Raw genomic sequence first — 23228 nt, forward strand, 5'->3', positions numbered from 1 at the left:
GAAAGACTGGACCCTGTCGTCAATCCGCCCTGATCTGCGTTGGGCCGGACGCCTTCGAAAGAGGCGTGCAGCCGCACGCGAACAGTCGGGCGCCGGTATCGGATTTCTGCGCGATCCCCTCACAGGTGAGGATATGCTGCAGCTGGGCCTCCATCTCCTCCTTCCGATACGGCTTCTGCATCACCGGTACGGTCCGGTAGGCCTGTTCCACGCCGGCGGTGCCATAACCCGTCGCGAACAGGAACGGGATGCAGCGCTCGAACAGCACGTCGGCCACGGGATAGCTGCGCGACTCACCGAGATTCACGTCGAGGATGGCCAGATCGAACTCGCCCGCCTGCAAGTGTCTCAGCGCCTGTTCGAGGCGCATGGCGACCACGACCTCGAAGCCGAGATCGAGCAGCATGTCCTCGGCGAGCATCGCCACCAAACTCTCGTCTTCCACCAGCAGAACGCGGCGCCCTTCCATGATGCTCATGCGCCGGGGCGTCCCGTCACGATCTCCTGTCCGTGCCAACCCAATGCGGTCAGCGGGATATCGAGCCGGCAGACGATGCCTGTCCGCACGAAATCGATCGCGGCTGCGCCATCGAATTCCAGCGGCAGCTGACGCTCGATCAGGCGGGAGCCGAAGCCTCTCCGGGTGGGCGAGACCACGTCCGGGCCCCCCGTCTCCATCCAGGTGAGAGACAGGCGTTCGCGTCCCTCCGCCTTGGCCAGCATCCACGTCACCGCGACCCGGCCTTCGGCAACCGAGAGGGCGCCATACTTGGCGGCGTTGGTCATGAGTTCGTGCAATGCCATCGCCAGCGTCACCGCCACTTTCGGGTGGAGACGCGTATCCGGTCCTGTGATCTGGAACCGCGTCGCGTCGACCTCCGCGACCGCGTGGGGAGCGATCGCCCGCTCGACGACGCCGATGAGGCTGGCGCTTTCCCAATTGGATTCGGTCAGCACGTTGTGTGCGTTCGAGAGCGCCGTCACGCGAGCATCGAACACGGCGCGGGCCTGCTGATCGGCGATGGTGCGGAAGGTCTGTGCCGCGATGGACTGGACGGTGGCCAGCGTATTCTTCACCCGGTGATTCAACTCGTTGGTCAGCAGCTTCTGCCGCTCGGCCGCCGCCTTCTCCTCGGTGATGTCCCGAACCTCGATGATCGTGCCGATGATCTTGGCCGTGTCGTCGCGGATCGGGCTCGCCGTGAATCCGACGGGGAAGAAATGCCCGTCCTTGTGGACGAACACCTCCTCGCCGCGCTCCTGGTTGTTCTCCGGAAAGGCGCGGTCGATGGCGCATTCTTCCAGCGGGAACGGGCGCCCGTCGGGATAGGTGTGGTGGATGATGTCGTGCAGCGGGCAGTCGCGCGCCAGCACTTCCTCGACGCTGAAGCCGGTGAGCAGCTCGGCGGCGCGGTTCATGTAGACGCAGTGCTGCCGGTCATCCATCAGGAAGATCGCGACCGAAGCATTGTTGAGCACGGCGTTCAGGCGGCGCTCCGTCTCATGGAGCTGCGACCCTCGGCGGAGGGTCGGCAGGGACGTCGATGCTTCGGTGGAGGACTGAAGTGGCGGCCGGATCGGCACGAGGCGGGCTTTCTGCGAGGATGAGCGGGCACACCCGATGATGCGCCGCGATGGATTAATGGGCCGGGCAGGATCGAGCGATCCTCGACACGCGCGAGGATCGACAGGCGCGAGGATCGACATGCGAAAGCCGAAGTTGACGGGGTTTGTTCCGCGCGACGGTGCAAGCGCGGGTTGCGAGGACGCTCACGGTGGGTGAGGACGCTCTCGCGGGATACGGATTCCGCGGGATCCCGTATCACGATGGCGACGCCGCGAAATGCGGAACCGAAGGTCCATAGCGTGATGGATTTCGTGAACTTTCTCTACAATGCGCCGATCTGGCAGATGGCGTGCATCATCGGCCTCATCTCGGTCGGCGGCACGGTCATCGCCCTTCTGATCGTCGACCGCATCTGGAAGAAGGATCGGCGGCGGTCGCACAACGATATCGCCGGTTTCTTCATCGCCGTCGTCGGCGTGATCTACGCGATCCTGATCTCTTCGCTCGCGATCACGGTCATGGCGCGGAAGGACCGGGCCGAGAACCTGGTCTTCGAGGAGGTCGAGAAGGTGGCGGGCCTGGCGCGGGAGGTGATGACGCTGCCCGAGGCGAACCGCGGGGCCATCCGCGCTCACCTTTCAGGATATCTGGAGGCCGTGGTCGATCACGAATGGCCGCAGATGCGTGCCGCGCAGCGTCCAACCGCCGGAAGCAAGGCCCTGCACGACCTGTGGCTCGATGCTGCGGCGCTGCCGGTCAAGGACTTGGCGGACATGCTCACGGTCAAGGATTTCCGTGCGCATATCGATGACTTGTACGACATCCGTCGCGGACGAAGCGATCTCGCCGTCAACGGCGTCGACCGGATCGTGTGGGTCGTCGTGCTCCTCGGCTCGATCTCGATGATCGCCTTCGCCGTGCTGTTCGGCGTCGAGAACTTCGCCGCGCATCTGCTGATGAGTTGCCTCCTGTCGTTTTCCATCGCCTTGGCGATGACGATGATCGTCGCCATCGACTGGCCGTATTATGGCTACGATTCGATCTCGGCGGACCCCTTGATCGAATTGCGGGCGGGGTTGTCGGACGGATCGAGCCCGTAACGCCCGGTCCGCTAAAGCGGGGCCGGCACGTTGGACGCCATGCCGCAAGCCGGCGCAGGGATTGCGGGCTTGATCGGCACGCGATGCGCCCGAATTCGAACGGATGCCACATTCTCCTGACCCGGCCCTGACTGTCGAGAACCCGGTTATCCGGAACGGAGCCACCGACGCTCCGATAACGATTTTCTGCCTGCATTTCCTCGGCGGAAGCGCCAGGGAATGGGAATCCGTCGCTGCCCGTCTGGACGGGACCGTTCGTGTCGTCGGACTCGACTTGCCCGGATTTGGCGACGCGGCCGGCGTGTCCGGCTACTCGGTCGAGGCCATGGCCGACCACGTCGCCGGTCTGATTGCCGCCGCCGAGCCGGGTGGCCGCTGGTATCTCGCCGGCCACAGCATGGGTGCAAAGGTCGCCTTGGCTCTTGCCCGCCGTGCCGAGGACGGGGCGCCTGATCTGGCTGGCCTCGCCGGGCTGGTGCTGCTCGGCGGCTCTCCGCCGAGCCCCGAGCCGATGTCCGACGACAAGCGCCGGGAGATGGTCGACTGGATATCCGCCGACGCCGAGACCCGTGCCCGGAAGGCCGGGGAGTTCATCGACCAGAATACAGGCGCCCGCCTCGGCGATAGGCTTCGCACCCGCGCGATCGAGGATGTGCTGCGTGCGGCACCCGCCGCCTGGACGGCGTGGCTCAACGAAGGCTCCCGCGAGGATTGGTGCAGCCGGATCGGAATCTTGGCGCTTCCGGCCGTGGTCGTCGGCGGGACGGACGATGCCGATCTCGGCGCTGCCGCGCAGAAGGCGCTGACCCTTCCTCATCTCTCCCATGGCCGGCTGGTTGCCCTGGACGGCGCCGGACACCTTCTGCCGCTGGAACGGCCAGAAGCCGTGGCCGGGCTCATCACGGGCCTCGTCTCGGAGCAGCCGCTTCCGATCTCCGTGCCGGCGCAGGTGCCGGAGCCTTATCGCGCGCTGATCGAATCCGACCGGGTGAACACGCGCCTTCGCGTGGCGCTCCTCGCTCGTTCCCAGCCGGACGATCCGGCCTACCAGCCCGGATGTCTCGATACGGTCGAACTCGCTCTGCTTCGCGCCGTCGTCGACAGGGTGCTTCCGCAAGCCGATACCGGCCGGATCGACATCGCGGCCCGGATCGAAGCCCGGCTCGCGACCGGAACCGGAGACGGCTGGCGCTTTGCCAAGCTGCCGGCTGACGGCGAGGCCTATCGTGCCGCTCTACGGACGCTCGATGCCGCTGCGCAATCCGTCCATGGGATGCGCTTCCTTGGCCTCGACGGCACCGATCAGGATGGGCTCCTGAAAGCGGCCGCCGCCGGTGAGCCACTCTGTCCGGAGATGCCGGAAGACGGGCTCGATGCCGAGCGCATGAGCCTGTGGTTCGAGGACCTGCGCAGCGACGTGGTACGGGTCTATCTTGCACACCCCGCCAGCCTCGCCCGGCTCGACTATGGCGGAATCGGTGCGGGCGGCGACGACGCGGATCGCCTGCCCGGCTTCGTGCGGGTCGGGATCGACGACCCGGAACCCTGGGAGCCTGTCGCCTTCGGGGCGGCGGGACGATGAAGCTCGACGCGATGCGTCGCCACGCAACCACCGATATCGTCGATGTCGTCGTCATCGGGACGGGGGCCGGCGGCGCGCCTGTCCTGGCCCGCCTCGCGGCGGCGGGGCTGAAGCTCGTCGCCCTGGAGGCCGGCCCCAACTTCGACCCCGCGCGCTTCGCCTTCGACGAAACGCTCGCCGACGAGATCTACTGGACCGAGGAGCGGCTCAGTGGTGGTTCCACGCCCGAGGCCTTCGGCGCCAACAACAGCGGCACCGGGGTCGGCGGCTCCACCCTGCATTGGGGCGCCTTCACCCCTCGCGCCGATGCACGCGACATGCGCTTGCATTCGGAGACCGGGAGGGGCGTCGACTGGCCGATCGATCACGACGCGCTGCTGCCGTTCTATGAGCGCGTCGAGGCCTTCATCGGCGTCTCCGGCCCTGCCGAGTATCCGTGGGATCCGAGCCGGCGCTATCCGCTGGCGCCGGTCCCGCGCAATGCACCGGCGCAGATCATGGCGAAGGCCTGCGACCGGCTCGGAATCCGCAACACCGACTCGCCGGCGGCCGTGGTCTCGCGCGACTTTGCGCAAGAGGGCGGCGCCCTGCGCCATGCCTGCATCAATTGCGGCTATTGCCATCAGGGCTGCCGCAATGGCGCCAAGACCAGCATGGACGTCACCTACCTGCCGCATGCCGTCGCCAACGGCGCGGAAATCCGGCCAGATTGCCGGGTGCATGGGCTCGAACGCGATCGCGAGGGCCGGATCGTCTCGGTGATCTACCGGCATCAGGGAATCGACCATCGCCAGCGTTGCTCGGCCGTCTTCCTCAGTGCCGGCGCGGTCGAGACGCCGCGGCTCCTGCTGCATCTCGGGCTCGCCAACGGCAGCGGTCAGGTCGGCCGCAACTACATGGGCCATGTGGCGACCCAGGTCTGGGGGACGTTCGAACCCGAGATGCGGATGAACCGAGGCTACCCCTCGTCGCTCATCAGCGAGGACATGATCCGCCCGGGCGATGCCGATTTCGCCGGCGGCTACCTGATGCAGAGCCTCGGCGTGGCGCCGGTCACCTGGGGCAATTCCGTGGCGCGCGGGCGCGGCCTGTGGGGACAGGCGCTGACCGACCATCTCGATCGCTACAACCACATGGCGGGGATCGGGATCAACGGCGAGACGCTGCCCTGCGACGCCAACGTCCTGAGGCTCGCGGACGAGACCGATGCGTTCGGGATGCCCAAGGCACGGATCGATTTCGGCTATTCCTCCAACGAGGACAGGCTGAACGCGCATGCGACCCGGACCATGAGAGCGATCTGGGAGGCGGCGGGCGCGACGGATATCTGGGTGCTCGAGCGCGTCGCCCACACGATCGGGACCTGCCGGATGGGCAGGAGCGGCGACAGTGCCGTGGTCGATCCCTACGGCCGCAGCTTCGAGATCCCGAACCTCTGGATCAGCGATGGATCGACCTTCCCGAGTTCGCTCGCCGCGAACCCGGCCCTGACGATCATGGCGCTGGCCCTGCGCTCGGCCGAGGCGTTTCTCGGGCATTCTTCCTGAGGGATGCGCTCTTCGCCCGGTGGAACGACGTCGGGAATCCCCGGTTGGATTCCGACAACTGGAAACGGATATCCCACGCCATGACCATCAAGATTTCGACGAAGACGGCCCGCGAGGGCGCGGATGGCGAGGTCAGTCTCGCCAAGGGCGAGAAGGTCGCCATGCGGATGTGGCGCCATGAGCCGCCGACGGACGACAAGCCGAGCGCCAGCCGACCCTACGAGACGGTGGGCTACGTGATTTCCGGCCGTGCCGAACTGGTCCTCGACGGCGAGACGGTGACGCTGGAGCCCGGCGATTCCTGGCTCGTCCCGGCGGGTGCCGAACACACCTACAAGATCCTCGAAGAACTCACCGCCATTGAGGCGACGGCCCCGCCCGCCTCATAGAGCGGAGGCCGCGTTTCCCGGCGACACCACCGCGCCGCCGGACGTGCGAAGGGCCGGATCGATGTCGATCCGGCCCTTCTCGATGATCGCGGGTTGCGGTGATCTATGCGCCGCCCCATTGCATCGTCAGGCCGCCATCCACCACCAGGGTATGGCCCGTGACGTAATCGGCATCGTCGGAAGCGAGATAGAGGATGGCCTTGGCGATCTCGTCGGGCTGGCCGGCGCGGTGCCAGGGGATACGCTCCAGCGAGGCTGCGAGCTTCTCCGGGTTCTCGAACCGGTCGCTGGTCATCGGGGTCTCGATGAGGCCGGGGGCGACGTTGTTGACGTTGATCCTGTCCTCGGCGAGTTCGCGCGACAGGCTGCGGCAGAGCGAGCCGACTCCGGCCTTGGACATGCCGTAGGGTGCGCTTTCCGGCGTCGGCAGGTGCTGGGCCACCGACGACACGATGACGATCTTGCCGCGCCCGCCCGCGGCCCGGCGGACCTTGATGAAGGCGCGGGCGCAGAAGACGGGTGCCATCAGGTTGACGCGCAGGATCTGCTCGAGCTTGCCGTCATCCATCTCGGCCACCGGCATGCCACTCATGGCCTGTCCCGCATTGTTGACCAGGATGTCGAGGACGCCAAATTCCTCGGCCACCTGGGCGAAAGTCGCCTCGACCGAGGCCGGGTCGCCGACGTCGTTCTGGATCACGAGGCATCTGCGGCCCGCCGCCTCGACGAGGCGCGCTGTCTCCTTCGCGCCCTCCGCATCGGTATTGTAGGTGATCGCAACGTCCGCGCCTTCGCGCGCGAACAACTCCGCCGCCGCCCGGCCTATTCCTGAATCCGCCCCCGTGATGAGCGCGCGCTTACCCTGCAGCTTCATGCCTGCCCCATTGATGCGAGAGTGGGTACGCGGCCGTTTCGCGGCTGGCGAGCACCCATATTCTCAGGACAATGGGCTCCGGAAAACGCGGTTCCCGGGGTGCGGCATCGGTGGAAGCGGCCGCCTCGAGGCCGCTTCAGGTGATCACGCTGGGCTCCTTGCGCCCGGTCATGCCCGCGATGTCGGCCATGTCCCGCGCCGCCTGGATGACCGGCGCGAGGACGAATTCCGGCGCCAGTTCCAAGCGACCGGCATCGTTCTCGTAGCGCTCGATATAGACCCGCAGGGTCGCTCCCGCCGTGCCGGTGCCGGACAGGCGATAGACCACCCGCGCATCCTCGGCGAAGGTGACGCGGATGCCCTGTTGCGCTGTCACGGAGCCGTCGACCGGGTCGACGTAGCGGAAATCGTCGGCCGCTGAGACGGTGAGGTCGCCGACCCGGCGACCGGGAAGGCTATCGAGCTGGGCGCGAAGCCCGTCCATCAAACGGTTCGCGCTCTCGGAATCGATCTCCTCGTAATCGTGGCGGGTGTAGTAGTCGCGCCCGAACGCGGCCCAGTGCTCATGCACGATGGCATCGGCGGACTGGCCCGTCGCCGCCAGGATATTCAACCACAGCAACACCGCCCAGAGCCCGTCCTTCTCGCGGACATGGTTCGAGCCGGTACCGGCACTTTCCTCGCCGCAGAGGGTGATGAGGCCGGCATCGAGCAGGGTGCCGAAGAATTTCCAGCCCGTGGGCGTTTCGTAGGCGGGGATGCCGAGGGAGGCGGCGACCCGGTCGGCGGCGCGGCTCGTCGGCATCGAGCGGGCGATCCCCGCGAGACCCGCCGCATAGCCCGGTGCGCGATGGGCATGGGCGGCGAGGATGGCGAGACTGTCGCTCGGGGTGACGAAGAGGCCCGGCGCAACGATCATGTTGCGGTCGCCGTCTCCATCGGAGGCCGCGCCGAAATCGGGCGCGTCCGCGCTGAGCATCAGCGCGTAGAGGTCGTGGGCGTGGACCGGGTTGGGATCGGGGTGGTGACCGCCGAAATCCTCCTTCGGCGTGCCGTTCACCACCGTGCCGGCGGGGGCGCCGAGAGCCTGTTCCAGGATCGCGACCGCATAGGGGCCGGTGATCGCGCTCATGGCGTCGAACCGCATCCGGAAGCCCGAGGCGAAGAGGCGCGCGATCGCGTCGAAATCGATGAGCTCGCGCATCAGCGCCGCATAATCCGCGACGGGATCGATGATCGAGACGATCATGTCGCCGATCCGTACCTCGCCGACCGTGTCGAGGTCGAGATCGGGCACATCCGCGATGCGATACTCGGTGAGCGTCTTGGTGCGCTCATGGATCGCGGCGGTGATGGATTCGGGCGCTGGGCCGCCATTGGCGGTGTTGAACTTGATTCCGAAATCCCCGTCCGGGCCGCCTGGATTATGGCTCGCCGACAGGACGATGCCGCCGATCGCGCCGTGCTTGCGGATGACGCAGGAGGCCGCCGGCGTCGAGAGGAGCCCGCCCTGGCCGACGAGGACGCGGCCGAAGCCGTTGGCGGCGGCGAGTTTCAGGGTCGTCTGCACCACGTCCCGATTGAGGAAGCGACCGTCGCCCCCCACGACCAGGGTCGATCCTTCGCGATCCTGGATCGTGTCGAAGATGGATTGGACGAAATTCTCGACGTAGCGGGGCTGTTGAAAGACGGTGACCTTCTTGCGAAGGCCCGACGTGCCCGGCTTCTGGTCGGAGATTGGCGAAGTCGGCACGTGCCTCGGTGTCATCGACGAAAGCCCCTCGTTGTCTGTCGGGACAACACAACGGCTGATCCATGCCGGTCAACCACGAGGAAGGCGTCGGGAGCGATGACAGGGGAAAGTTTTACCGGAATCGTCGCTGCGCGAGCCGATTGCCGCGACTCCGATCACCGATGTCTTCGCCTCTCGTCAGGCCTTGGCATGCGATGCCACACCTTCGGAGAACGAGATCGTGAGAACGATCGCGCCAGCCTCGTCGACGATCTCGAACGAGCGGTCGAGGGCCTCGCTCAAGGTCGAGCCACTGACGAGGGCGTTGGCGACGATCTGCTTGACGCCGATCATGACGTCGTTCCTCATTTCGTCCATGGAGCTGAACTCGTCTCCATCCGGGTCGGGATGGAGCCCACTGCGATCGCGCAAGTTCAGAAAGTACCGTGGCATGCCGATCTCCCTCCGTAACGACCTGACCAACACATACGCTCGATGAGGATGCCGCCTCGGTAGAACCTGAGGTCGGCCCTGATCGGCACTGCCTCCGTAGACTTTATGGAGTCGCGCACGCCCCATGATCGTCGACGTGTCCTGACATGTCCCAGGCCTCATCCTGGTTCAGGTGGCGGATTGCTCTCCAAGGCGAAGATAGCCGGCTTTGAACTCGGCGAGGGATTTCAACCTGGGCCAGTCCAGAATTCTGAGATTCTTGCCCTTCAGTTCGATCAATCCCCGCCGCCGCAATTCCTGCAGCGACCGGTTCACGTGCACCGTCGTCATGCCCGTCGTATCGGCGAGTTCGTGCTGGGTCATCGGAAGATCGCAACTGTCTTCCGTCGCCAAGCCGACAGCGCGGAGGCGGAGAAGCAACTCACAGAAGAGATGCGCGATCCGCTCGAGCGCCGAACGGCAGCCGACATTCACAAGCCATTCCCGCAGCGTCGCCTCGTCGATGAGGGCCGAAATGCGCATCGCGCGCGCGATCGCCGGATGGTTCTCGGTGATCTCCTGCAGGACAGACGTGGAGATGCGGGCGACCTTGCAGGCGGAGAGGGTCGCGATCGTGTGATCCAGCCGGCCCATCAGGGCGATGTCGAGATCGCAGGCATCGCCCGGCACGAGGTAGGCGGTGATCTGGCGGGCGCCGTTGGCACGCTGCTTGAACCGACAACCGACCCCTTCAGTGATCAGGAGGATGTCGTTGTGCACGTCACCCTCGCGCGCGAGGTTGGTGCGGGCCGGAACGTCGCGGGCGAGGGCGGCGATCCGATGAAGCACGTCCTTGTCCGCCTCGTTCAAGGCCACGAAGCCTTCGAACTTGTGGACCAGCGGGTTGAAAGTCCCGCTACCGGTATTGGAAATTCGATTCCGCGACACTGCCGTCTATCTCTGATGCAACAACGATCGGCCTCAGCCGTAGATGATCGGAATACGCGTTGCCGGTTCACGGCTTTCGGCCGCCGCGATTGCGCCGCGACGCAGTATCGGATCGGGAGAGGGATCGTGTTTAAATTTCAGTTTGCTCAAAGAGGCTTGGCCGTCTGCTCGGAAAACCCTTCGCATGACGGCCAACGGAGCGACCGGGACTTCTGTTTCCATGGGCATACGTGGCAGCGTGCGCAAATGCAATAATTCCCCTCCGCGACTGCACCGATCATTCTCGGGGCAATCGGAGAGGTCATCGACCGCATCGCCGAGCGGAACGATCACGTCGAGCCGCGAAAGCAGTGAGGCATTCGATAGGTGAAGTTCGGGCTCGGCCAGTGATACGAAGAGGTTGTGCGCTCCCGTCTGCATATGAACCTCCGCAAGCCATAAAGTGACCGCTTCGAGGGCGAGCTATCATTGGGCGGATAGCATTATGCAAAACGGACCGGCCATGTAAGACTTTTGCCGGGTTTGGTATGATATGTTACCTTCACACCGCAGCTGCCCAGCGTCGCAAGCTTCACGGTGCTTGACGGATGTGGGGCCATAAGGCTCCCACTACGGTGGCGAGGACGTCGATCGGATCGTTTTCCGTGCGACGTCTTAGGGTGTGGAAACGCCGTCCGTGATCAGGCGGCGATACTCCCCTTCCGCGACGCCGTAGCTGGAGCCCGCGATGGCCCGGAGCTTTTCGCGGTTCACGATCTCGATGCGAGATCGGCGCGCACGGATCATGCCGGCGCCTTCGAGGATATGGATCGTCGTCGTCACGCCGGGCCGATGGACGCCGAGCATGATCGAGAGAAATTCATGGGTGATGGGAAACTCATTTCCATCGACCCGGTCGTGGCACATCAGAAGCCAGCGAGCCAACCGTTCTTCCAAAGTAAAACTGCCATGCGACAGGGCGGTCTGTGCCGTATGCAGCTGGAAGATGTGGGCGTATCGCATCATCAGCTTGCGAAACGCCGGTCTTTGCTCGATCAGGCTGCAGAATGCACTCTTGCCGATCCGCAGTGCCTCACCTTCGATCTGGATGAACGTCTCGTGGGGCGTGGTATCGACGTCGAACAGCAGCGCCAGGCCGGTCGCTCCCTCATGCCCGATGATGCCGACTTCGATGCGCTTTCCCTCCGGTGTGCCGACCACGACCGAAGCGACCCCGCTCTCCATGAAATAGACATGGGTCAACGGCTCGTCCGGTTGGACCAGAACCTGCTTTCGCTTCAGGCTCACAGGCTCGAGGGCGGAATGGATGGCCGCGTAATCGTCGGCGCGCAACGCGGATAGAAGGTTGTTGTGAGCGTATTTCTGAGATGGAACCAGCATGTAATCGCCCCGAAGAGACGGCGCTCAAGGGCCTTGCCGCTCATCAACTCTGATAAGTACTCGTAACATAAATCGGTAGGACCACAGTAACAACAAATGATATGTACCGCCTTACCTTTTGTGCACGGTTTCGGTCAATTGCGTGCGAATTCGTACGGTAGATGGCGCCGGACCCGTCCGGTTTAGGCCCGAATGGTCGATCCGCCGAGAGGTTATAAGCAATGGATGGCGTATCGTTGCTTGTGGTGCCGATCCGCCTTCAATCGTGGTGTCCGTTTTTATCAATGGTCGCTCCCTAATCGGAGTAACGGCCCGCCGAATCACTGATGCTGTGCAATTGCAAGTCATGTCGGGCGGATCATGCGCCATCGAGCGTCGCAGCCGCAATCCATGGTCGGGTCAAGAGAGGCCGAGAGATCGTCCATCATCCGGATGGAAGCGCCGCCTCCCGATGATTGTCATCCCAATCTCATTGCAACCGGAAAACAAAAGATTCTGCCTGAGAAGGCGGGGTCATTCGTAGCGCCGGCAAATTCTCGAATTTCAAAATAGACCGATTTGACCTGAAGCGTACATTCATGTCCGTTTTATTAATTTTGTTTTCTGCAACACTGGGAGTAGAATAATCGTGACATCCGAAAACATACTGGGCTGCGGATGTTTGAGAGTGTTTTCCTCCCGCCTGTAGACCGGCGGGTGCATGAAACACGACCTTGACCAGAATACGGTAAGGAATCGGCTCCTTGGAGCTCTGACGGAATCCGAATTCGCGATTCTTTCACCAGATCTCGATCGGGTATCTCTCGAACAGGGATATGTCGTTCAGGAGCCGTTGAAGCCGATCTCTCACGTCTACTTTCCGGAGCCCGGCGTGGTGTCCGTCGTGGCGCGGACGCTGGCGGGAGAGCGGCTCGAGGCCGGTGTCATCGGGCCTGAAGGCATGACCGGCCTCGCCATCATCCACGGGATCGAACGTGCCCCGAACGAGATTTTCGTCCAGATCCCGTGCCGTGCATGGCGCATCGAGACCGATCGGTTCGCCGCCGCCATCGCGCAGAGCCCGAGCCTCCTGAGCTATATGCTGCGGTTCGCCCATGTTTTTTCCGTTCAGGTGTCACAAACCGTCATTTGCAACGGACGTTTCACGATCGACGAGCGCCTCGCGCGCTGGTTGCTGATGTGTCACGATCGCTCCGATCGCGAGGATCTTCCCCTCACGCACGAATTCGTCTCGCTGATGCTCGGAATTCGGCGTTCCGGTGCCACGATGGGGCTTCAGCGTCTCATCAAGGCCGGCGGCGTCACGGCCAAGCGCGGGATCATCGGCATTCGCGACCGCGATGTCCTGATCGAGGCGGCCGGAGATACCTACGGGCTCCCCGAGGTCGAGTACGAACGCGTCATGAAGCGCGGATAGGTTTGCGTCGTTCGCGTGCGTCTCGGTGGCTTTCTGACACGACGGCATCGACCTTGAAAGCCGGCTCCCACTTTGCGGGGTGATGCTCGAGCCAACGCGGCTTCCGGGTATTGGCCTGCTAATCGCATGGTGCCGAGCGGCCATGCTTGGGATGCCAACGCGCGGCCATGCCAGCGAAACTGTGTTCCCATCCTCGGTTGCCGAAAAGAAAGCGATGCGTTCCAAGCTGCCGACGACGTTCGCCATCCTGTCATGGCGGGCGCGTGAGCATTGTCATGGACCGGGGAATTGCCACTGCGACCCCCAAACCTGTACGCTGCCTACCGGAGAGCTTTAACGGAAGATGGTTCGAATGTCAGTATTGAGTAGAGACAATATTTGACTAAGACAACCATGGACTGGTTGACTGGAAGCAGTTATCGCGGTCTGATCTATCGCCAAATTGACTTCCAAGGTGGAGACGTGCGTGTCTAATTTCGTTAAGTCTGTCGTCATGACGCTGATTGCGTTTTTTTCTGTCAATTATCTGACAGGAAATCTTGAGATGTCGGCGGCGCTTGCGTCGATTCCTCTTGTGCTCGGCCTCGTTGGGGTCATGCACAATCTGGCCTATAGCTTCGCTGCTCTTTGTCTCGTCTGCGCGGTGGCCTGGTTCATTGCGCCGCTCGAAACGAAGACTGCCGTTCGGACCGAAGTCCAGAAAACCGGCATCACGCTCACGGCCAGGTGACTTTTCGTCGATGCCGACATGTGCGGGTTTCGTCCCCGCCGCCTCGCTGATTCCCGACTTTGGCGCCGTCACCCTTGATCTGATAGGATCGGTCAAAGCACGCCTGTCAGACCAGTGCGGGAATTGGGATGAGTTCGATGCCGATTGAGGAGGGCAGAGGCGAGGCGGCCATGCATCTTTTGATCGTCGACGATCACCCGCTCTTCCGGGATGCATTGGCGAGCGCCGTCAGGCTGGCCTTTCCCAGCGCCGTGATCCTCGATGCCGATGGCATCCTCGGCGCCATGGCCGTTCTCGCGGCCGACCGGGCGATCGATCTGGTCCTGTTGGACCTCTCGATGCAGGGCGTCGTCGGCTTCGAGGGCCTGATCTCGATCCGCTCCCGTTTTCCGCGCGTGCCTATTCTCGTCGTGTCCGGCCTCGAGGACCCGCGGATCATGCGCGAGGCGCTCCAGCATGGCGCGGCCGGGTTCGTGCCGAAGGCGGTCGACAAGGCGACGCTGACCCGCGCCATCGCCGATGTGCTCGGTGGAGGCCTGTCGATCCCCGCGGCGCTGTCGGGGCCTGCCGCGGGCCTGCCATCCCCGGCGACCCATCTGGCCGAGCGGATCGCCCGCTTGACCCCGCAGCAATTGCGCGTGCTCCTGATGATTCGACAGGGAAAGCTCAACAAGCAGATCGCGCACGAACTTCAGGTCGGCGATTCCACCGTGAAGGCCCATGTCTCCGAGATTCTGCGCAAGCTCGACGTCATCAGCCGCACGCAGATCGTGATCCGGACGGCCCTGCTCGATTTCGACCAGATCCAGATGCCGCAGGCCGGATGAGCCGACGGCAGGCTTCCTCTCGGGTCATGTCCTTGCAACTCGTGACCTTGAACCTCGTGTCCTCGCAAGTCCTGCGTTCACGGTAATGTGCCCGGGTGAATCAGGTGCCTCGGCATGCCCGGCCGTTGCATCCCCGGCATGCATGGCCGATGACGTGACCTTGACGCCAAGATAGGGCGATCGACACCATGAGGTTCGTCGTCACACCGATCACGGCCCTCGGATCCGTTCCGTCGCCCTGCGTCCTCACTCCCCTCCGTCCGATGAAGCGAGTTCGATCATGAAGAGTTCGACGTTGAGGTCCGTCCTGGTGCTCGGGATTCTCACGGCATTGCCCATTACTGATGCGTCCGCCGCTGTCGGCGGCCGCATCGGTGCCTGCAAGCAGGAGATGAAGGCCAAGGGCCTGAAGGGCGACGAGCGCAAGACCTTCATGAAGTCCTGCAAGACCGACGCGCGTAAGGCCTGCAAGGCCGAGGCGAAATCGGCCGGTTCGGACAAGGCCGATCGGCACGCGTTCATCAAGTCCTGTCTGAAGGGCGACGCAGCACCCGGCGCCGCCCCCTCCTCGGATGCGCCGATGTCGCCCGGCTCGACCATGGCACCCGGCACCGGCGCTGCACCCGGCACTGGCGTCGCTCCCGGCACCGGCGTCGCTCCCGGCACTGGCATGTCACCGGGAGCAACGCCCCCGGCTCCTAAGCCCTGAAGCGCCAGACGCTGCTGCGCTTGATCTCCGCATCCTCCAGGGACCGGCTCACGGGCACTTCATAGGTGGCCAGAACGTCGAGCCGATCCTTCGGCAGGTAGGAGCGGCCGGGATCGCCGATGAGGATGGTGGCGCCCTGCTCATGCAGGGTCGCCAGCCAATCGGTGACGCGGCCGGCCAGATCCTGCTCGTAGAAGATGTCGGCGACGAGGATCACCGTGGCGCCGAGATCGGCCGGCTGAGAGCCGATGAGGTCGTCGAGGATGGGTACGATCCGGTCGCCGACGCCGTTGGCCCCGGCGTTGAGACCGATGGCTGCGATGGCGAAGGCGTCGAGATCGCTGGCCGTCGCGTGAGTGGCGCCGGCGAGAACCGCCGCAATCGCCACCAGCCCCGAGCCCGATGCGAAATCGAGGATTCGCTGCCCGGCGACGAGGTCCGGCCGGTCGAGGATGTGGCGGGCCAAGGCCTGTCCTCCGGCCCAGGCGAAGGCCCAGAACGGCGGCGGCAGGCCGATGGCGTCGAGTTCGTCCTCGGTCTTCTGCCACAGCTCCGTTGCCTCGTCGGCCACATGCAGCACGATCTCGGGGGCGTGCGGAACGGGCAGAAGCCGCGTGTTGGCACGAATGAAACCAAGGGGATCGACGGAAGGCGTCATGGGCGGAGCAGCTCCGCGTAGAGGCCCGACACGGCGTGCATCACGGCATCCTCGGTAAAGCCGTCCTCGACGACGCGCCGACGCGCGGCCTCGCCCATCCGCGCCGTGAGACGCGGGTCGGCGGCGAGCCTGACCATCGCGGCGGCCAGGGCCGGCGCGTCGTCGGCCGGGACCAGCAGACCCTCGATCCCCTCGCGAACCAACGTCCGGCAGCCGGGCACGTCGGTGGTGAGGAGAGCGCGCCCGCAGGCCGCCGCTTCCAGCAGCGTGCGCGGCAGCCCCTCTCCGCCGCGGGAGGGCAGGCATCCGACATGGTGCTCGGCCCAGACGCCGGTCACGTCGCGGGTGGGGCCGTGCCAGGTGACGCCGTCACGGTTCCAGGCGCGCAGCGTCTCTTCGGGGATCGCCCGGCGGTTCGATGCATCGGGTGCGCCGTAGAGCGAGAGCTCCACAGCGGCACCCTCGGCGCGTGCCAGGCGCACCGCCTCCACGGCGGTGTCGATGCCCTTCGACCACAGCATCCGCGCCACGATGGCGATGCGAAGGGGAGGGAAGGGCGGTGGCGGGCTTGGCGCGAACAGGGCAGGGTCGATGCCGGCCCCTCCGACGATGGTCACTGCCGTGTCGGCCGAATCGAGGCCGAGAGCCTGTGCGTCGTCCGGATTCTCGAACAGGAACCGCGTCTTCTTCGAGGCGAGCGGCCCGCGGATCATCTGGCGCAAGGCGAGGCGGGCCATGCGTCCCGCGACGTCGCTGCGCGCGCCCATCAGGCCGAGCCCGGTCAGCGCATAGATTCGGGCCGGAATGCCCGCCATCGCAGCCGCGGTCCCGCCGACGAGGATCGAGCGCAGGGCGATGCAGTGGACGATGTCGGCCTTCAGCCCCTTCAGGATCGCCGCGAGTTGACCCGCTGCATAACCCGCCGCCATCGGGTTGAGGCTGGAGCGCTCGGCCTCAAGCTCGACCACGCGTGCGCCCGTCGCCTCGATCACGGCGCGGTGCGCTCGCACGCGGGTGACGACCGCCACGGACAGGCCCATCGCCACGGCGGCCCGCGCCATCGGCAGGAAGTGCGAGGCGAAGAACCAGTCCTCGGTGACGATGAAGACGAGCCGCTGCATCGGCACTGGCGTGGGCGAAGGGGGCGTGACCATGAGGGCGCTGTAGCACGCCGTTGCGCGGGATCGAGCAGGTCGGCTTCATCAAGTCGCCTCCACCAAGATGGCCATCGCCGGACGGGAGGGGCCGGGCCGATCCGGCCGAGACATCGCGCCGCCGGGCCGGGTCGGAACGCCTTCCAGGTCCGGCCGGTTGACCGTTCCCTGACTCGACGGGAGGTGGATGATGGCGCTGGATCGCGAAGAGGATGGCGTCGTCGCTGATCCGCGGGATGCCGCCATCGAGGCGGGCCTCACCTATGTCGATGCCGACCGTCCGGGACTGACGCGCCGCAGGAGCGGAACCGGTTTTTCCTATCGCGACGCAAAGGGAGAGCCCGTCCGCGACCCCAAGATGCTCCAGCGGATTCGCTCGCTGGCGATCCCGCCTGCCTATACCGACGTCTGGATCTGCCCGCGCGCCAGCGGCCACATCCAGGCGACGGGCCGGGATGCCAAAGGGCGCAAGCAGTACCGCTATCATCCCGATTTTCGACAGGCGCGTGACTCGACGAAGTTCGAGCACATCATGGCCTTCGCCGACGTGCTGCCGGGCATCCGTGCGCGGGTGGACAAGGATATGGCCCGTCGCGGCCTGTGCCGCGACAAGGTGCTCGCCACGGTCGTGCACTTGCTGGAAGCGACGCTGATCCGGGTCGGCAACGACGATTACGCCCGCACCAACAAGAGCTACGGGCTCACCACTTTGCGCGATCCGCACGTGACGATCGAGGGGCCCGAGCTGACCTTCCGCTTCAAGGGTAAGAGCGGCAAGGAATGGAACCTGTCGGTGAAGGACCGGCGCGTGGCCCGTATCGTGAAGTCCTGCCAGGATCTGCCGGGCCAGGAACTGTTCCAGTATATCGACGAGGAGGGTGACCGGCGTGACGTCACATCGGCCGACGTGAACGCCTATCTGCGCGAGATCACTGGCCAGGAGATCACCGCCAAGGACTTCCGGACCTGGGCCGGCACCGTGCTCGCGGCCCTCGCCCTCCAGGAATTCGAGGCGTTCGACAGCGAGGCCAAGGCGAAGAAGAACCTGCGTGCGGCCATCGAGAGCGTCGCTTCGCGCCTCGGCAACACGCCGACCATCTGCCGCAAGTGCTACATCCACCCGGAGGTCCTCGACGGCTACCTGGAAGGCACTTTGCTGCTCCAGGTCACGGACGCCGTGGAGAACGAGTTGCGCGAGGATATCGCCCGGCTGAAACCCGAGGAGGCGGCGGTTCTCGGGCTGCTGCGGGCCCGTCTCGAGACGGCAAAAGGCAAGGTCTCGACCAAGCGCACGATTTCGACGACGGCGAAAGCCAAGGCAAGCAAGAAGGCCAAGGCGAGCAAGAAGGCCGCGGCGCGCAAGCCACGCTCACGATCCGCCAAGTCGGAGGCGACAGCGGCGGCATAGTCCGAACCACCCACGCCGCGCGATATGGGACGAGCGGAAGGTTTGCGTGTTCCGCCCCTGGACGATCGTGTCCTGATCGGTCCGGACATGCCCCGGGAGGGAAGCGGCGACGATACCCGGATCGTCGGTCGCCGAACGGGCGGGATGTTCTACCGCGGTCTGAGAATTGACTGGACACGCGCGATGTCACCCCTGCAGCCATCCTTTCGGCACGTCGGCCTTGGGATGCGATCGGTCGTGCTCTAGGCTGGACCGATCGCAGGCCCGATCGCAGATGGGCCGCCTTTCTGGGACACCGCCATGGACGTTGACGCGCTTCTCCTTTCGCGCATCCAGTTCGGCTTCACGATGGCCTTCCACATCATCTTTCCGGCCTTCACCATCGGTCTCGCGAGCTTCCTCGCGCGGCTGGAGGGGCAGTGGCTGTGGACCGGCAACCCGATGTACCGGAACCTCTACCGGTTCTGGGTGAAGGTCTTCGCCGTGTCGTTCGGCCTCGGCGTCGTGTCCGGCATCGTCATGAGCTACCAGCTCGGCACCAACTGGTCGCGCTATTCCGACTTCACAGGCAACGTGCTGGGGCCATTGATCCAGTACGAGGTCATCACCGCCTTCTTCCTGGAGGCGGGTTTCCTCGGGATCATGCTGTTCGGCTGGGAGCGGGTCGGCGACCGCCTGCACTTCGTCTCGACCTGCATGGTCGCGATCGGCACCCTGATCTCGGCCTTCTGGATCCTCTCGGCCAATTCCTGGATGCAGACGCCGGCCGGGTTCGTGGTCGAGAACGGCCGGGCGGTCGCCACCGACTGGTGGCAGGTGATCTTCAACCCGTCCTTTCCGATCCGCTACGCCCATATGGTGCTGGGCTGTTTCCTCACCACGGCCTTCGCGGTGGCGGGCATGTCGGCCTGGATGATCCTGCGTGGCCGAAAGGAACCCCCGGCCAAGGTGGCGGGCGCCAGGATGTCGCTCTCGATGGCCCTCTGGTTCGCGGTCATCTGCACCCCGATCCAGATCTTCATCGGCGATGCCCACGGCCTCGCGGTTCTGAAGCTGCAGCCGACCAAGCTCGCGGCGATCGAGGCCAACTGGGACCGACAGGCCAACATGCCGCTGCTCCTGTTCGCGATCCCGAACATGAAGGAGGAGAAGAACGACTTCGAGATCGGCATTCCGAGGCTCGGCAGCTTCATCCTCACCCATGATTTCTCAGGGATCGTTCCGGGGTTGAAGGATGTGCCGGCGGACCAGCGTCCCCCGGTCTGGCCGGTCTTCTATTCCTTCCGCATCATGGTCGCGATCGGCATGGCGATGCTGGGGCTGAGCCTGTGGAGCCTGTACCTGCGCTGGAAGGGGACGCTCTACTCGAATCGCTGGTTCCTGAACGCGGCGATGCTGATGACGCCCTCGGGATTTGGCGCCGTCCTGTTCGGCTGGTTCACGGCCGAGATCGGGCGCCAGCCCTACATCGTCTACGGCTACATGCGCACGGCGGACGCGCATTCGCCGCTCACCGTCAATGCCGTGACCGCTTCGCTGATCGGCTTCCTGGTCACCTACGCGATCATCTTCGGCTTCGGCAGCTACTACCTCGCCAAGCTCCTGCGCAAAGGCCCCGAGCCCCTCGAGGAGGCCCTGCGCGGGGAAGACACTCACCGCAAGCCGAAGCGCCCGCTCTCGGCCGTGAACGAAAGCCTGGAGGGAAATCCGGCCTGAGGCCAGGCAGGCCGATGGTGCGTCATCAATGGCGCGCCATCGCTTCCATGATCGTCGGGCGGCCATGGACGCTGCCTTCGCCGTTGCCGTGGCGCGGTGTCTCGCTCTCGACCACGGGGGCCAGACCCAATTGCCTCGCGAGGCAGACGAGGTCCTTCAGCCGCCCCGTCTGGGTCTTGCGGCGCAGGTTGAGCCGGTGCGTCTCGACGGTGCGGACGCTGAGGCTGAGGCGGCGTGCCACTTCCTTGTTGCTGAACCCGGCGCTGAGGAAGCGCAGGATCTCCGCCTCGCGCGGCGTCAGCCCCTCGCCGGCCTCCACTGAAACGGATGTCTCAATGTCCGGATCGGCAGCATGGGCCAGGGCGACGATGGTGGCGCTGATCTCCCGCGGGGTGGCGGATTGCGCGACCACGCCATCGACGCCCGCGACGAGCAGGTTGCGCAGGGTTTCCGCGCCCAGGCTCTGGAATGCCGCGAGCACCCGAAGCCTCGGATGGCGCTTGAGCGCGCCGATCCGCGCGATCCCGACCTCCGGTGCGTCTTCGGGCAGGAAGACCAAGGCGACGACCGTCTCGGTGCCCGGTCCACCGAGTGGCAGGTCGGTCTCGCCCACCGTGTGCAGGCTCGGTTCATGTTCCAGGAACGCACGCAGGATAGGCCCAAACCCTACCGGCTCGTCGACGATCAAGACCCCAACGGCTTGGTTCATGCCGCTCCCCCCTCTGTCCCATCGCGAAACGTCGCGATCGGGCTGGTCAAGAGCAGTTCAAATCTCGTTCCATGATCTTGTTAAGCAAAAATCGGATGAAAATCGGCCAAGACTCCACGGAATCTCATGGAATCAGGCATTGCGAGCCCGATGGATTGGTTAAGACGGGGAATTGCGATCCGGATGCTGCGAGAACATGTCTCGCTGAGAAACAGCATCGTTCGAACGGGGCCCGAATCGGGATTGAGCCTCGAGCCCGAAAGCGGACGTCATCGTCCAGGCTGTCGCGGAGCAAGACCGGACAGTATCGTCCCGGTTATCGTAGCGGGGACGATGCTCCGATGTTCGGGTCAGCCGGCGCGCGCGAGGTGGAGATCGGAGGCCGCGGAGATCACCCGGTTGCGACCCGTGGTCTTGGCCTCGTAGAGGGCGATATCGGCCCGCTTGATCATCGCCTCGATCGTATCGCTCTCGCACCATTGGCTGACGCCGAAACTGCAGGTCAGCCGGATCGGCGTGCGCGCCCCGCGGATGCGCATCGCCTCGGTGAGGAGGCGCAGCCGCGACGCCAAGGCCTCGGCCTCCGCCATCGATCGGTGCGGAAGCACGATGCCGAATTCCTCGCCTCCGAGGCGACCCACGATTCCCTCATCGGCGATGCTGCGGCTGACGCTCTGGATCGCCGTATCGCCGACATCGTGGCCGTACTCGTCGTTGATGCGCTTGAAGTGATCGATATCGACGAGGATGGTCGACATGTTGCCGTGATTGCCCACGCGATCGGCGGCGTCCCGCACCCGCTGCAGGAAAGCGCGGCGGTTGAGGAGGCCGGTGAGAGGATCGGTCTCGGCGAGACGGATCAATTCGCTCTGCATGGTCGTCAGGCGATCCGCCGCCCGCATGCGGGCGTGGAGTTCCTCGGCGCCAGGGGGCTTCTCGATGAAATCGTCGGCCCCGCTGTCGAGCGCCTCGGCGAGATTGCGGGAGTTGCGGGCGGACGACATGGTGATCACGTAGAGCGGCCGGTTCGTCTCCGCGATCAACCGGGCCGACCAGCACAATTCGAGCCCGCTCAACGGGCGCACTTCCAGGCTCGTGATCAGGACACGCACGGTCGGCGTGTAGGTGACGAAGTCGAGAGCGGCCTGGGAGTCGGTAAAGACGTCGACCGTGTGGCCCTGCGGTTCAAGCATCCCCGCGACGACTTTCAGGACAACCCGGCTCGTGTCGACGATGACGATATGCATGGCGTTGTTCACCCGCCCCGAATTCATGAGTTATTCGTGAGGATGACGGCGACAGATTAATTTGTTGCCAAGACCGCCTGTCCACATGGATCCATGTGGAACCCGGCCCGAGGGGAAAAGCCTCACCCACGGCCACTTCGATCGCCAAAGCCGCGTCATCGACGGTTGAATGCCCGGCGCCCGGCTGGTAGCTAACGCGTCGGGCCGGTGTAGCACAGCGGTAGTGCAGCGGTTTTGTAAACCGAAGGTCGGGAGTTCAATCCTCTCCACCGGCACCAGAATTCTCGCCCGTCACCGCAATACGGTGCGATTCCGGACGGATCGAGCGCGGCGGATTTCGCAGGCTGGCCTCACCGATCGTGCGTCCCAGATCGATCCCGACATGGGGATCTTCCGCCTGAGCCGAAATCCGCCTCCGAGCCTCCATCTCATGCCTTCTAAGGGGACGCGGGCGATCCTTTACGGGGCGATCGATGTCACCGCGCCGTCCTTCCTGCTGGTCTACGGCCGCACCCCGCAAGAGATCCGACAGGGTTTGCCGCGCGTCGCCTGAGCGGACGCGTGTCCGAAAACGCTGCGTTTATGACATTTGCGACGGGATACTCCGCCTGTAATCATCATTCAGTGCTTTGGGAATAGTCGGAGGAACTCGGCCATGATTGAGCTGATGATCAATGATCGCCGCCATGCCGTCGATGCCGAGCCGGATACTCCGCTTCTGTTCGTCTTGCGCGACACTTTGGGCCTGAGCGGCACCAAGTATGGCTGCGGGATCGGTCAATGCGGTGCCTGCACGGTCCTGCTGGACGGCCAGGTGACGCGGTCCTGCCAGATGCCGCTGGAGAGCGTCGGAACCCAGGCCGTCACCACCATCGAGGCAATCGAACAGGACCCCGTGGGCGCCAAAGTCGTCGCGGCCTGGGTCGGCATCGAGGTTCCGCAATGCGGCTACTGCCAGTCGGGCCAGGTCATGGCCGCGACCGGACTTCTCAAGACGACACCGAAGCCGACCGATGACGACATCGCGTCGGCGATGACCAATCTGTGTCGATGCGGCACCTACAACGCCATTGCCGCCGCCGTGCGGCAGGCCGCGGCCTGA

The 23228-nt window shown here is 64.8% G+C and carries 24 protein-coding genes and 1 tRNA gene; 13 read left to right on the top strand and 12 right to left on the bottom strand.

Translation table 11 applies throughout. From position 1 onward, the window contains the following. Positions 1-19: 19 nt before the first annotated feature. Both A3OK_RS0119200 and A3OK_RS0119205 read right to left on the bottom strand, forming a co-directional pair. Complete coding sequence (locus A3OK_RS0119200) at positions 20-478, bottom strand: response regulator (RefSeq protein WP_019906522.1); 459 nt, start codon at positions 476-478, stop codon at positions 20-22. Then, positions 475-1584, bottom strand: coding sequence for an HWE histidine kinase domain-containing protein (locus tag A3OK_RS0119205; RefSeq protein WP_019906523.1), 1110 nt, complete (start codon positions 1582-1584; stop codon positions 475-477). Before A3OK_RS0119205 ends, A3OK_RS0119200 begins: the two co-directional genes overlap by 4 nt. Before the next feature lie 243 nt (positions 1585-1827). Here A3OK_RS0119205 and A3OK_RS0119210 point away from each other — a divergent pair, with 243 nt between their 5' ends. The 4 genes from A3OK_RS0119210 (at position 1828) to A3OK_RS0119225 (ending at position 6185) form a co-directional block, all read left to right on the top strand. After that, positions 1828-2667, top strand: a complete 840-nt coding sequence (locus A3OK_RS0119210) for a DUF4239 domain-containing protein (protein ID WP_019906524.1) — start codon at positions 1828-1830, stop codon at positions 2665-2667. 190 nt (positions 2668-2857) lie between these two features. Then, positions 2858-4249, top strand: a complete 1392-nt coding sequence (locus A3OK_RS23100; RefSeq protein WP_245259452.1) for an alpha/beta hydrolase — start codon at positions 2858-2860, stop codon at positions 4247-4249. 11 nt (positions 4250-4260) lie between these two features. Beyond that, the gene (locus A3OK_RS0119220; RefSeq protein ID WP_036303180.1) at positions 4261-5796 is read left to right on the top strand and encodes a GMC family oxidoreductase; all 1536 of its coding nucleotides are present in this window, start codon (positions 4261-4263) and stop codon (positions 5794-5796) included. 80 nt (positions 5797-5876) lie between these two features. Further along, positions 5877-6185 carry a cupin domain-containing protein gene (locus A3OK_RS0119225; protein ID WP_019906527.1) on the top strand — a complete coding sequence of 103 codons (309 nt, stop codon included), beginning with the start codon at positions 5877-5879 and terminating at the stop codon, positions 6183-6185. Positions 6186-6288: 103 nt separating this feature from the next. Here the strand turns inward: A3OK_RS0119225 and A3OK_RS0119230 are convergent, their stop codons facing one another. From A3OK_RS0119230 to A3OK_RS0119250, 6 genes are all read right to left on the bottom strand, one after another. Then, the gene (locus A3OK_RS0119230; protein ID WP_026597433.1) at positions 6289-7059 is read right to left on the bottom strand and encodes a glucose 1-dehydrogenase; all 771 of its coding nucleotides are present in this window, start codon (positions 7057-7059) and stop codon (positions 6289-6291) included. Between the two features lie 136 nt (positions 7060-7195). Then, positions 7196-8827 carry an alpha-D-glucose phosphate-specific phosphoglucomutase gene (locus A3OK_RS0119235; RefSeq protein ID WP_019906529.1) on the bottom strand — a complete coding sequence of 544 codons (1632 nt, stop codon included), beginning with the start codon at positions 8825-8827 and terminating at the stop codon, positions 7196-7198. Positions 8828-8989: 162 nt separating this feature from the next. Then, positions 8990-9244 carry a hypothetical protein gene (locus tag A3OK_RS0119240; protein WP_155912075.1) on the bottom strand — a complete coding sequence of 85 codons (255 nt, stop codon included), beginning with the start codon at positions 9242-9244 and terminating at the stop codon, positions 8990-8992. Between the two features lie 168 nt (positions 9245-9412). Next, a complete protein-coding gene (locus A3OK_RS0119245; RefSeq protein ID WP_019906531.1) occupies positions 9413-10171 on the bottom strand; it encodes a Crp/Fnr family transcriptional regulator in 759 nt (252 codons plus the stop codon). A gap of 33 nt (positions 10172-10204) precedes the next feature. After that, positions 10205-10591 (bottom strand): hypothetical protein, encoded by a 387-nt coding sequence (locus A3OK_RS24190; RefSeq protein WP_155912076.1) that lies wholly within the window; start codon positions 10589-10591, stop codon positions 10205-10207. Positions 10592-10825: 234 nt separating this feature from the next. Further along, a complete protein-coding gene (locus A3OK_RS0119250) occupies positions 10826-11503 on the bottom strand; it encodes a Crp/Fnr family transcriptional regulator (protein WP_245259388.1) in 678 nt (225 codons plus the stop codon). 880 nt (positions 11504-12383) lie between these two features. Between A3OK_RS0119250 and A3OK_RS0119255 the strand changes: the two genes are divergently transcribed. The 4 genes from A3OK_RS0119255 to A3OK_RS0119270 all read left to right on the top strand — a co-directional run bounded on the left by A3OK_RS0119255 (position 12384) and on the right by A3OK_RS0119270 (position 15234). Beyond that, positions 12384-12968 carry a Crp/Fnr family transcriptional regulator gene (locus A3OK_RS0119255; RefSeq protein ID WP_019906533.1) on the top strand — a complete coding sequence of 195 codons (585 nt, stop codon included), beginning with the start codon at positions 12384-12386 and terminating at the stop codon, positions 12966-12968. A gap of 466 nt (positions 12969-13434) precedes the next feature. Continuing rightward, the gene (locus A3OK_RS23370; protein ID WP_155912077.1) at positions 13435-13698 is read left to right on the top strand and encodes a hypothetical protein; all 264 of its coding nucleotides are present in this window, start codon (positions 13435-13437) and stop codon (positions 13696-13698) included. A 170-nt stretch (positions 13699-13868) separates the two neighbouring features. Then, entirely contained in the window at positions 13869-14525 is a 657-nt protein-coding gene (locus A3OK_RS0119265) for a response regulator transcription factor (RefSeq protein WP_026597436.1), read from the top strand. 280 nt (positions 14526-14805) lie between these two features. Then, complete coding sequence (locus A3OK_RS0119270; RefSeq protein WP_019906536.1) at positions 14806-15234, top strand: PsiF family protein; 429 nt, start codon at positions 14806-14808, stop codon at positions 15232-15234. Here the strand turns inward: A3OK_RS0119270 and A3OK_RS0119275 are convergent. Further along, the gene (locus tag A3OK_RS0119275) at positions 15224-15892 is read right to left on the bottom strand and encodes a methyltransferase (RefSeq protein ID WP_019906537.1); all 669 of its coding nucleotides are present in this window, start codon (positions 15890-15892) and stop codon (positions 15224-15226) included. The genes A3OK_RS0119270 and A3OK_RS0119275 overlap by 11 nt on opposite strands. Continuing rightward, positions 15889-17013, bottom strand: coding sequence for a glycosyltransferase (locus tag A3OK_RS0119280; protein ID WP_036303188.1), 1125 nt, complete (start codon positions 17011-17013; stop codon positions 15889-15891). Before A3OK_RS0119280 ends, A3OK_RS0119275 begins: the two co-directional genes overlap by 4 nt. Before the next feature lie 223 nt (positions 17014-17236). On the opposite strand from A3OK_RS0119280, the gene A3OK_RS0119285 reads away from it, so the two are divergent. Both A3OK_RS0119285 and A3OK_RS0119290 read left to right on the top strand, forming a co-directional pair. Beyond that, positions 17237-18454 (top strand): DNA topoisomerase IB, encoded by a 1218-nt coding sequence (locus tag A3OK_RS0119285; RefSeq protein WP_155912189.1) that lies wholly within the window; start codon positions 17237-17239, stop codon positions 18452-18454. Between the two features lie 300 nt (positions 18455-18754). Next, positions 18755-20170 carry a cytochrome ubiquinol oxidase subunit I gene (locus A3OK_RS0119290; protein WP_019906540.1) on the top strand — a complete coding sequence of 472 codons (1416 nt, stop codon included), beginning with the start codon at positions 18755-18757 and terminating at the stop codon, positions 20168-20170. A 25-nt stretch (positions 20171-20195) separates the two neighbouring features. Here the strand turns inward: A3OK_RS0119290 and A3OK_RS0119295 are convergent, their stop codons facing one another. Together A3OK_RS0119295 and A3OK_RS0119300 are read right to left on the bottom strand one after the other, a co-directional pair. Continuing rightward, positions 20196-20879, bottom strand: a complete 684-nt coding sequence (locus A3OK_RS0119295; RefSeq protein WP_019906541.1) for a response regulator transcription factor — start codon at positions 20877-20879, stop codon at positions 20196-20198. Positions 20880-21229: 350 nt separating this feature from the next. Next, complete coding sequence (locus A3OK_RS0119300; protein WP_026597437.1) at positions 21230-22126, bottom strand: diguanylate cyclase; 897 nt, start codon at positions 22124-22126, stop codon at positions 21230-21232. Between the two features lie 203 nt (positions 22127-22329). Between A3OK_RS0119300 and A3OK_RS0119305 the strand changes: the two genes are divergently transcribed. The 3 genes from A3OK_RS0119305 (at position 22330) to A3OK_RS0119315 (ending at position 23228) form a co-directional block, all read left to right on the top strand. Next, a tRNA-Thr gene (locus A3OK_RS0119305) sits at positions 22330-22404 on the top strand. A gap of 152 nt (positions 22405-22556) precedes the next feature. Then, positions 22557-22679, top strand: coding sequence for a hypothetical protein (locus A3OK_RS24765; protein WP_280791125.1), 123 nt, complete (start codon positions 22557-22559; stop codon positions 22677-22679). A gap of 102 nt (positions 22680-22781) precedes the next feature. After that, entirely contained in the window at positions 22782-23228 is a 447-nt protein-coding gene (locus A3OK_RS0119315) for a (2Fe-2S)-binding protein (RefSeq protein ID WP_019906543.1), read from the top strand.

Source organism: Methylobacterium sp. 77 (genome assembly GCF_000372825.1).
Classification (GTDB): Bacteria; Pseudomonadota; Alphaproteobacteria; order Rhizobiales; family Beijerinckiaceae; genus Methylobacterium.

What these genes read in the sequence shown, in the direction of transcription:
- A3OK_RS0119200 (WP_019906522.1), bottom strand. Translation starts at nt 478, where the DNA reads ATGAGCATCATGGAAGGGCGCCGCGTTCTGCTGGTGGAAGACGAGAGT.
- A3OK_RS24765 (WP_280791125.1), top strand. Translation starts at nt 22,557, where the DNA reads ATGCCTTCTAAGGGGACGCGGGCGATCCTTTACGGGGCGATCGATGTC.
- A3OK_RS0119270 (WP_019906536.1), top strand. Translation starts at nt 14,806, where the DNA reads ATGAAGAGTTCGACGTTGAGGTCCGTCCTGGTGCTCGGGATTCTCACG.
- A3OK_RS0119290 (WP_019906540.1), top strand. Translation starts at nt 18,755, where the DNA reads ATGGACGTTGACGCGCTTCTCCTTTCGCGCATCCAGTTCGGCTTCACG.
- A3OK_RS0119220 (WP_036303180.1), top strand. Translation starts at nt 4,261, where the DNA reads ATGCGTCGCCACGCAACCACCGATATCGTCGATGTCGTCGTCATCGGG.
- A3OK_RS0119230 (WP_026597433.1), bottom strand. Translation starts at nt 7,059, where the DNA reads ATGAAGCTGCAGGGTAAGCGCGCGCTCATCACGGGGGCGGATTCAGGA.
- A3OK_RS0119280 (WP_036303188.1), bottom strand. Translation starts at nt 17,013, where the DNA reads ATGCAGCGGCTCGTCTTCATCGTCACCGAGGACTGGTTCTTCGCCTCG.
- A3OK_RS0119210 (WP_019906524.1), top strand. Translation starts at nt 1,828, where the DNA reads ATGGCGACGCCGCGAAATGCGGAACCGAAGGTCCATAGCGTGATGGAT.
- A3OK_RS0119235 (WP_019906529.1), bottom strand. Translation starts at nt 8,827, where the DNA reads ATGACACCGAGGCACGTGCCGACTTCGCCAATCTCCGACCAGAAGCCG.
- A3OK_RS0119240 (WP_155912075.1), bottom strand. Translation starts at nt 9,244, where the DNA reads ATGCCACGGTACTTTCTGAACTTGCGCGATCGCAGTGGGCTCCATCCC.
- A3OK_RS24190 (WP_155912076.1), bottom strand. Translation starts at nt 10,591, where the DNA reads ATGCAGACGGGAGCGCACAACCTCTTCGTATCACTGGCCGAGCCCGAA.
- A3OK_RS0119225 (WP_019906527.1), top strand. Translation starts at nt 5,877, where the DNA reads ATGACCATCAAGATTTCGACGAAGACGGCCCGCGAGGGCGCGGATGGC.
- A3OK_RS0119285 (WP_155912189.1), top strand. Translation starts at nt 17,237, where the DNA reads ATGGCGCTGGATCGCGAAGAGGATGGCGTCGTCGCTGATCCGCGGGAT.
- A3OK_RS0119275 (WP_019906537.1), bottom strand. Translation starts at nt 15,892, where the DNA reads ATGACGCCTTCCGTCGATCCCCTTGGTTTCATTCGTGCCAACACGCGG.
- A3OK_RS0119315 (WP_019906543.1), top strand. Translation starts at nt 22,782, where the DNA reads ATGATTGAGCTGATGATCAATGATCGCCGCCATGCCGTCGATGCCGAG.
- A3OK_RS0119265 (WP_026597436.1), top strand. Translation starts at nt 13,869, where the DNA reads ATGCATCTTTTGATCGTCGACGATCACCCGCTCTTCCGGGATGCATTG.
- A3OK_RS0119300 (WP_026597437.1), bottom strand. Translation starts at nt 22,126, where the DNA reads ATGCATATCGTCATCGTCGACACGAGCCGGGTTGTCCTGAAAGTCGTC.
- A3OK_RS0119295 (WP_019906541.1), bottom strand. Translation starts at nt 20,879, where the DNA reads ATGAACCAAGCCGTTGGGGTCTTGATCGTCGACGAGCCGGTAGGGTTT.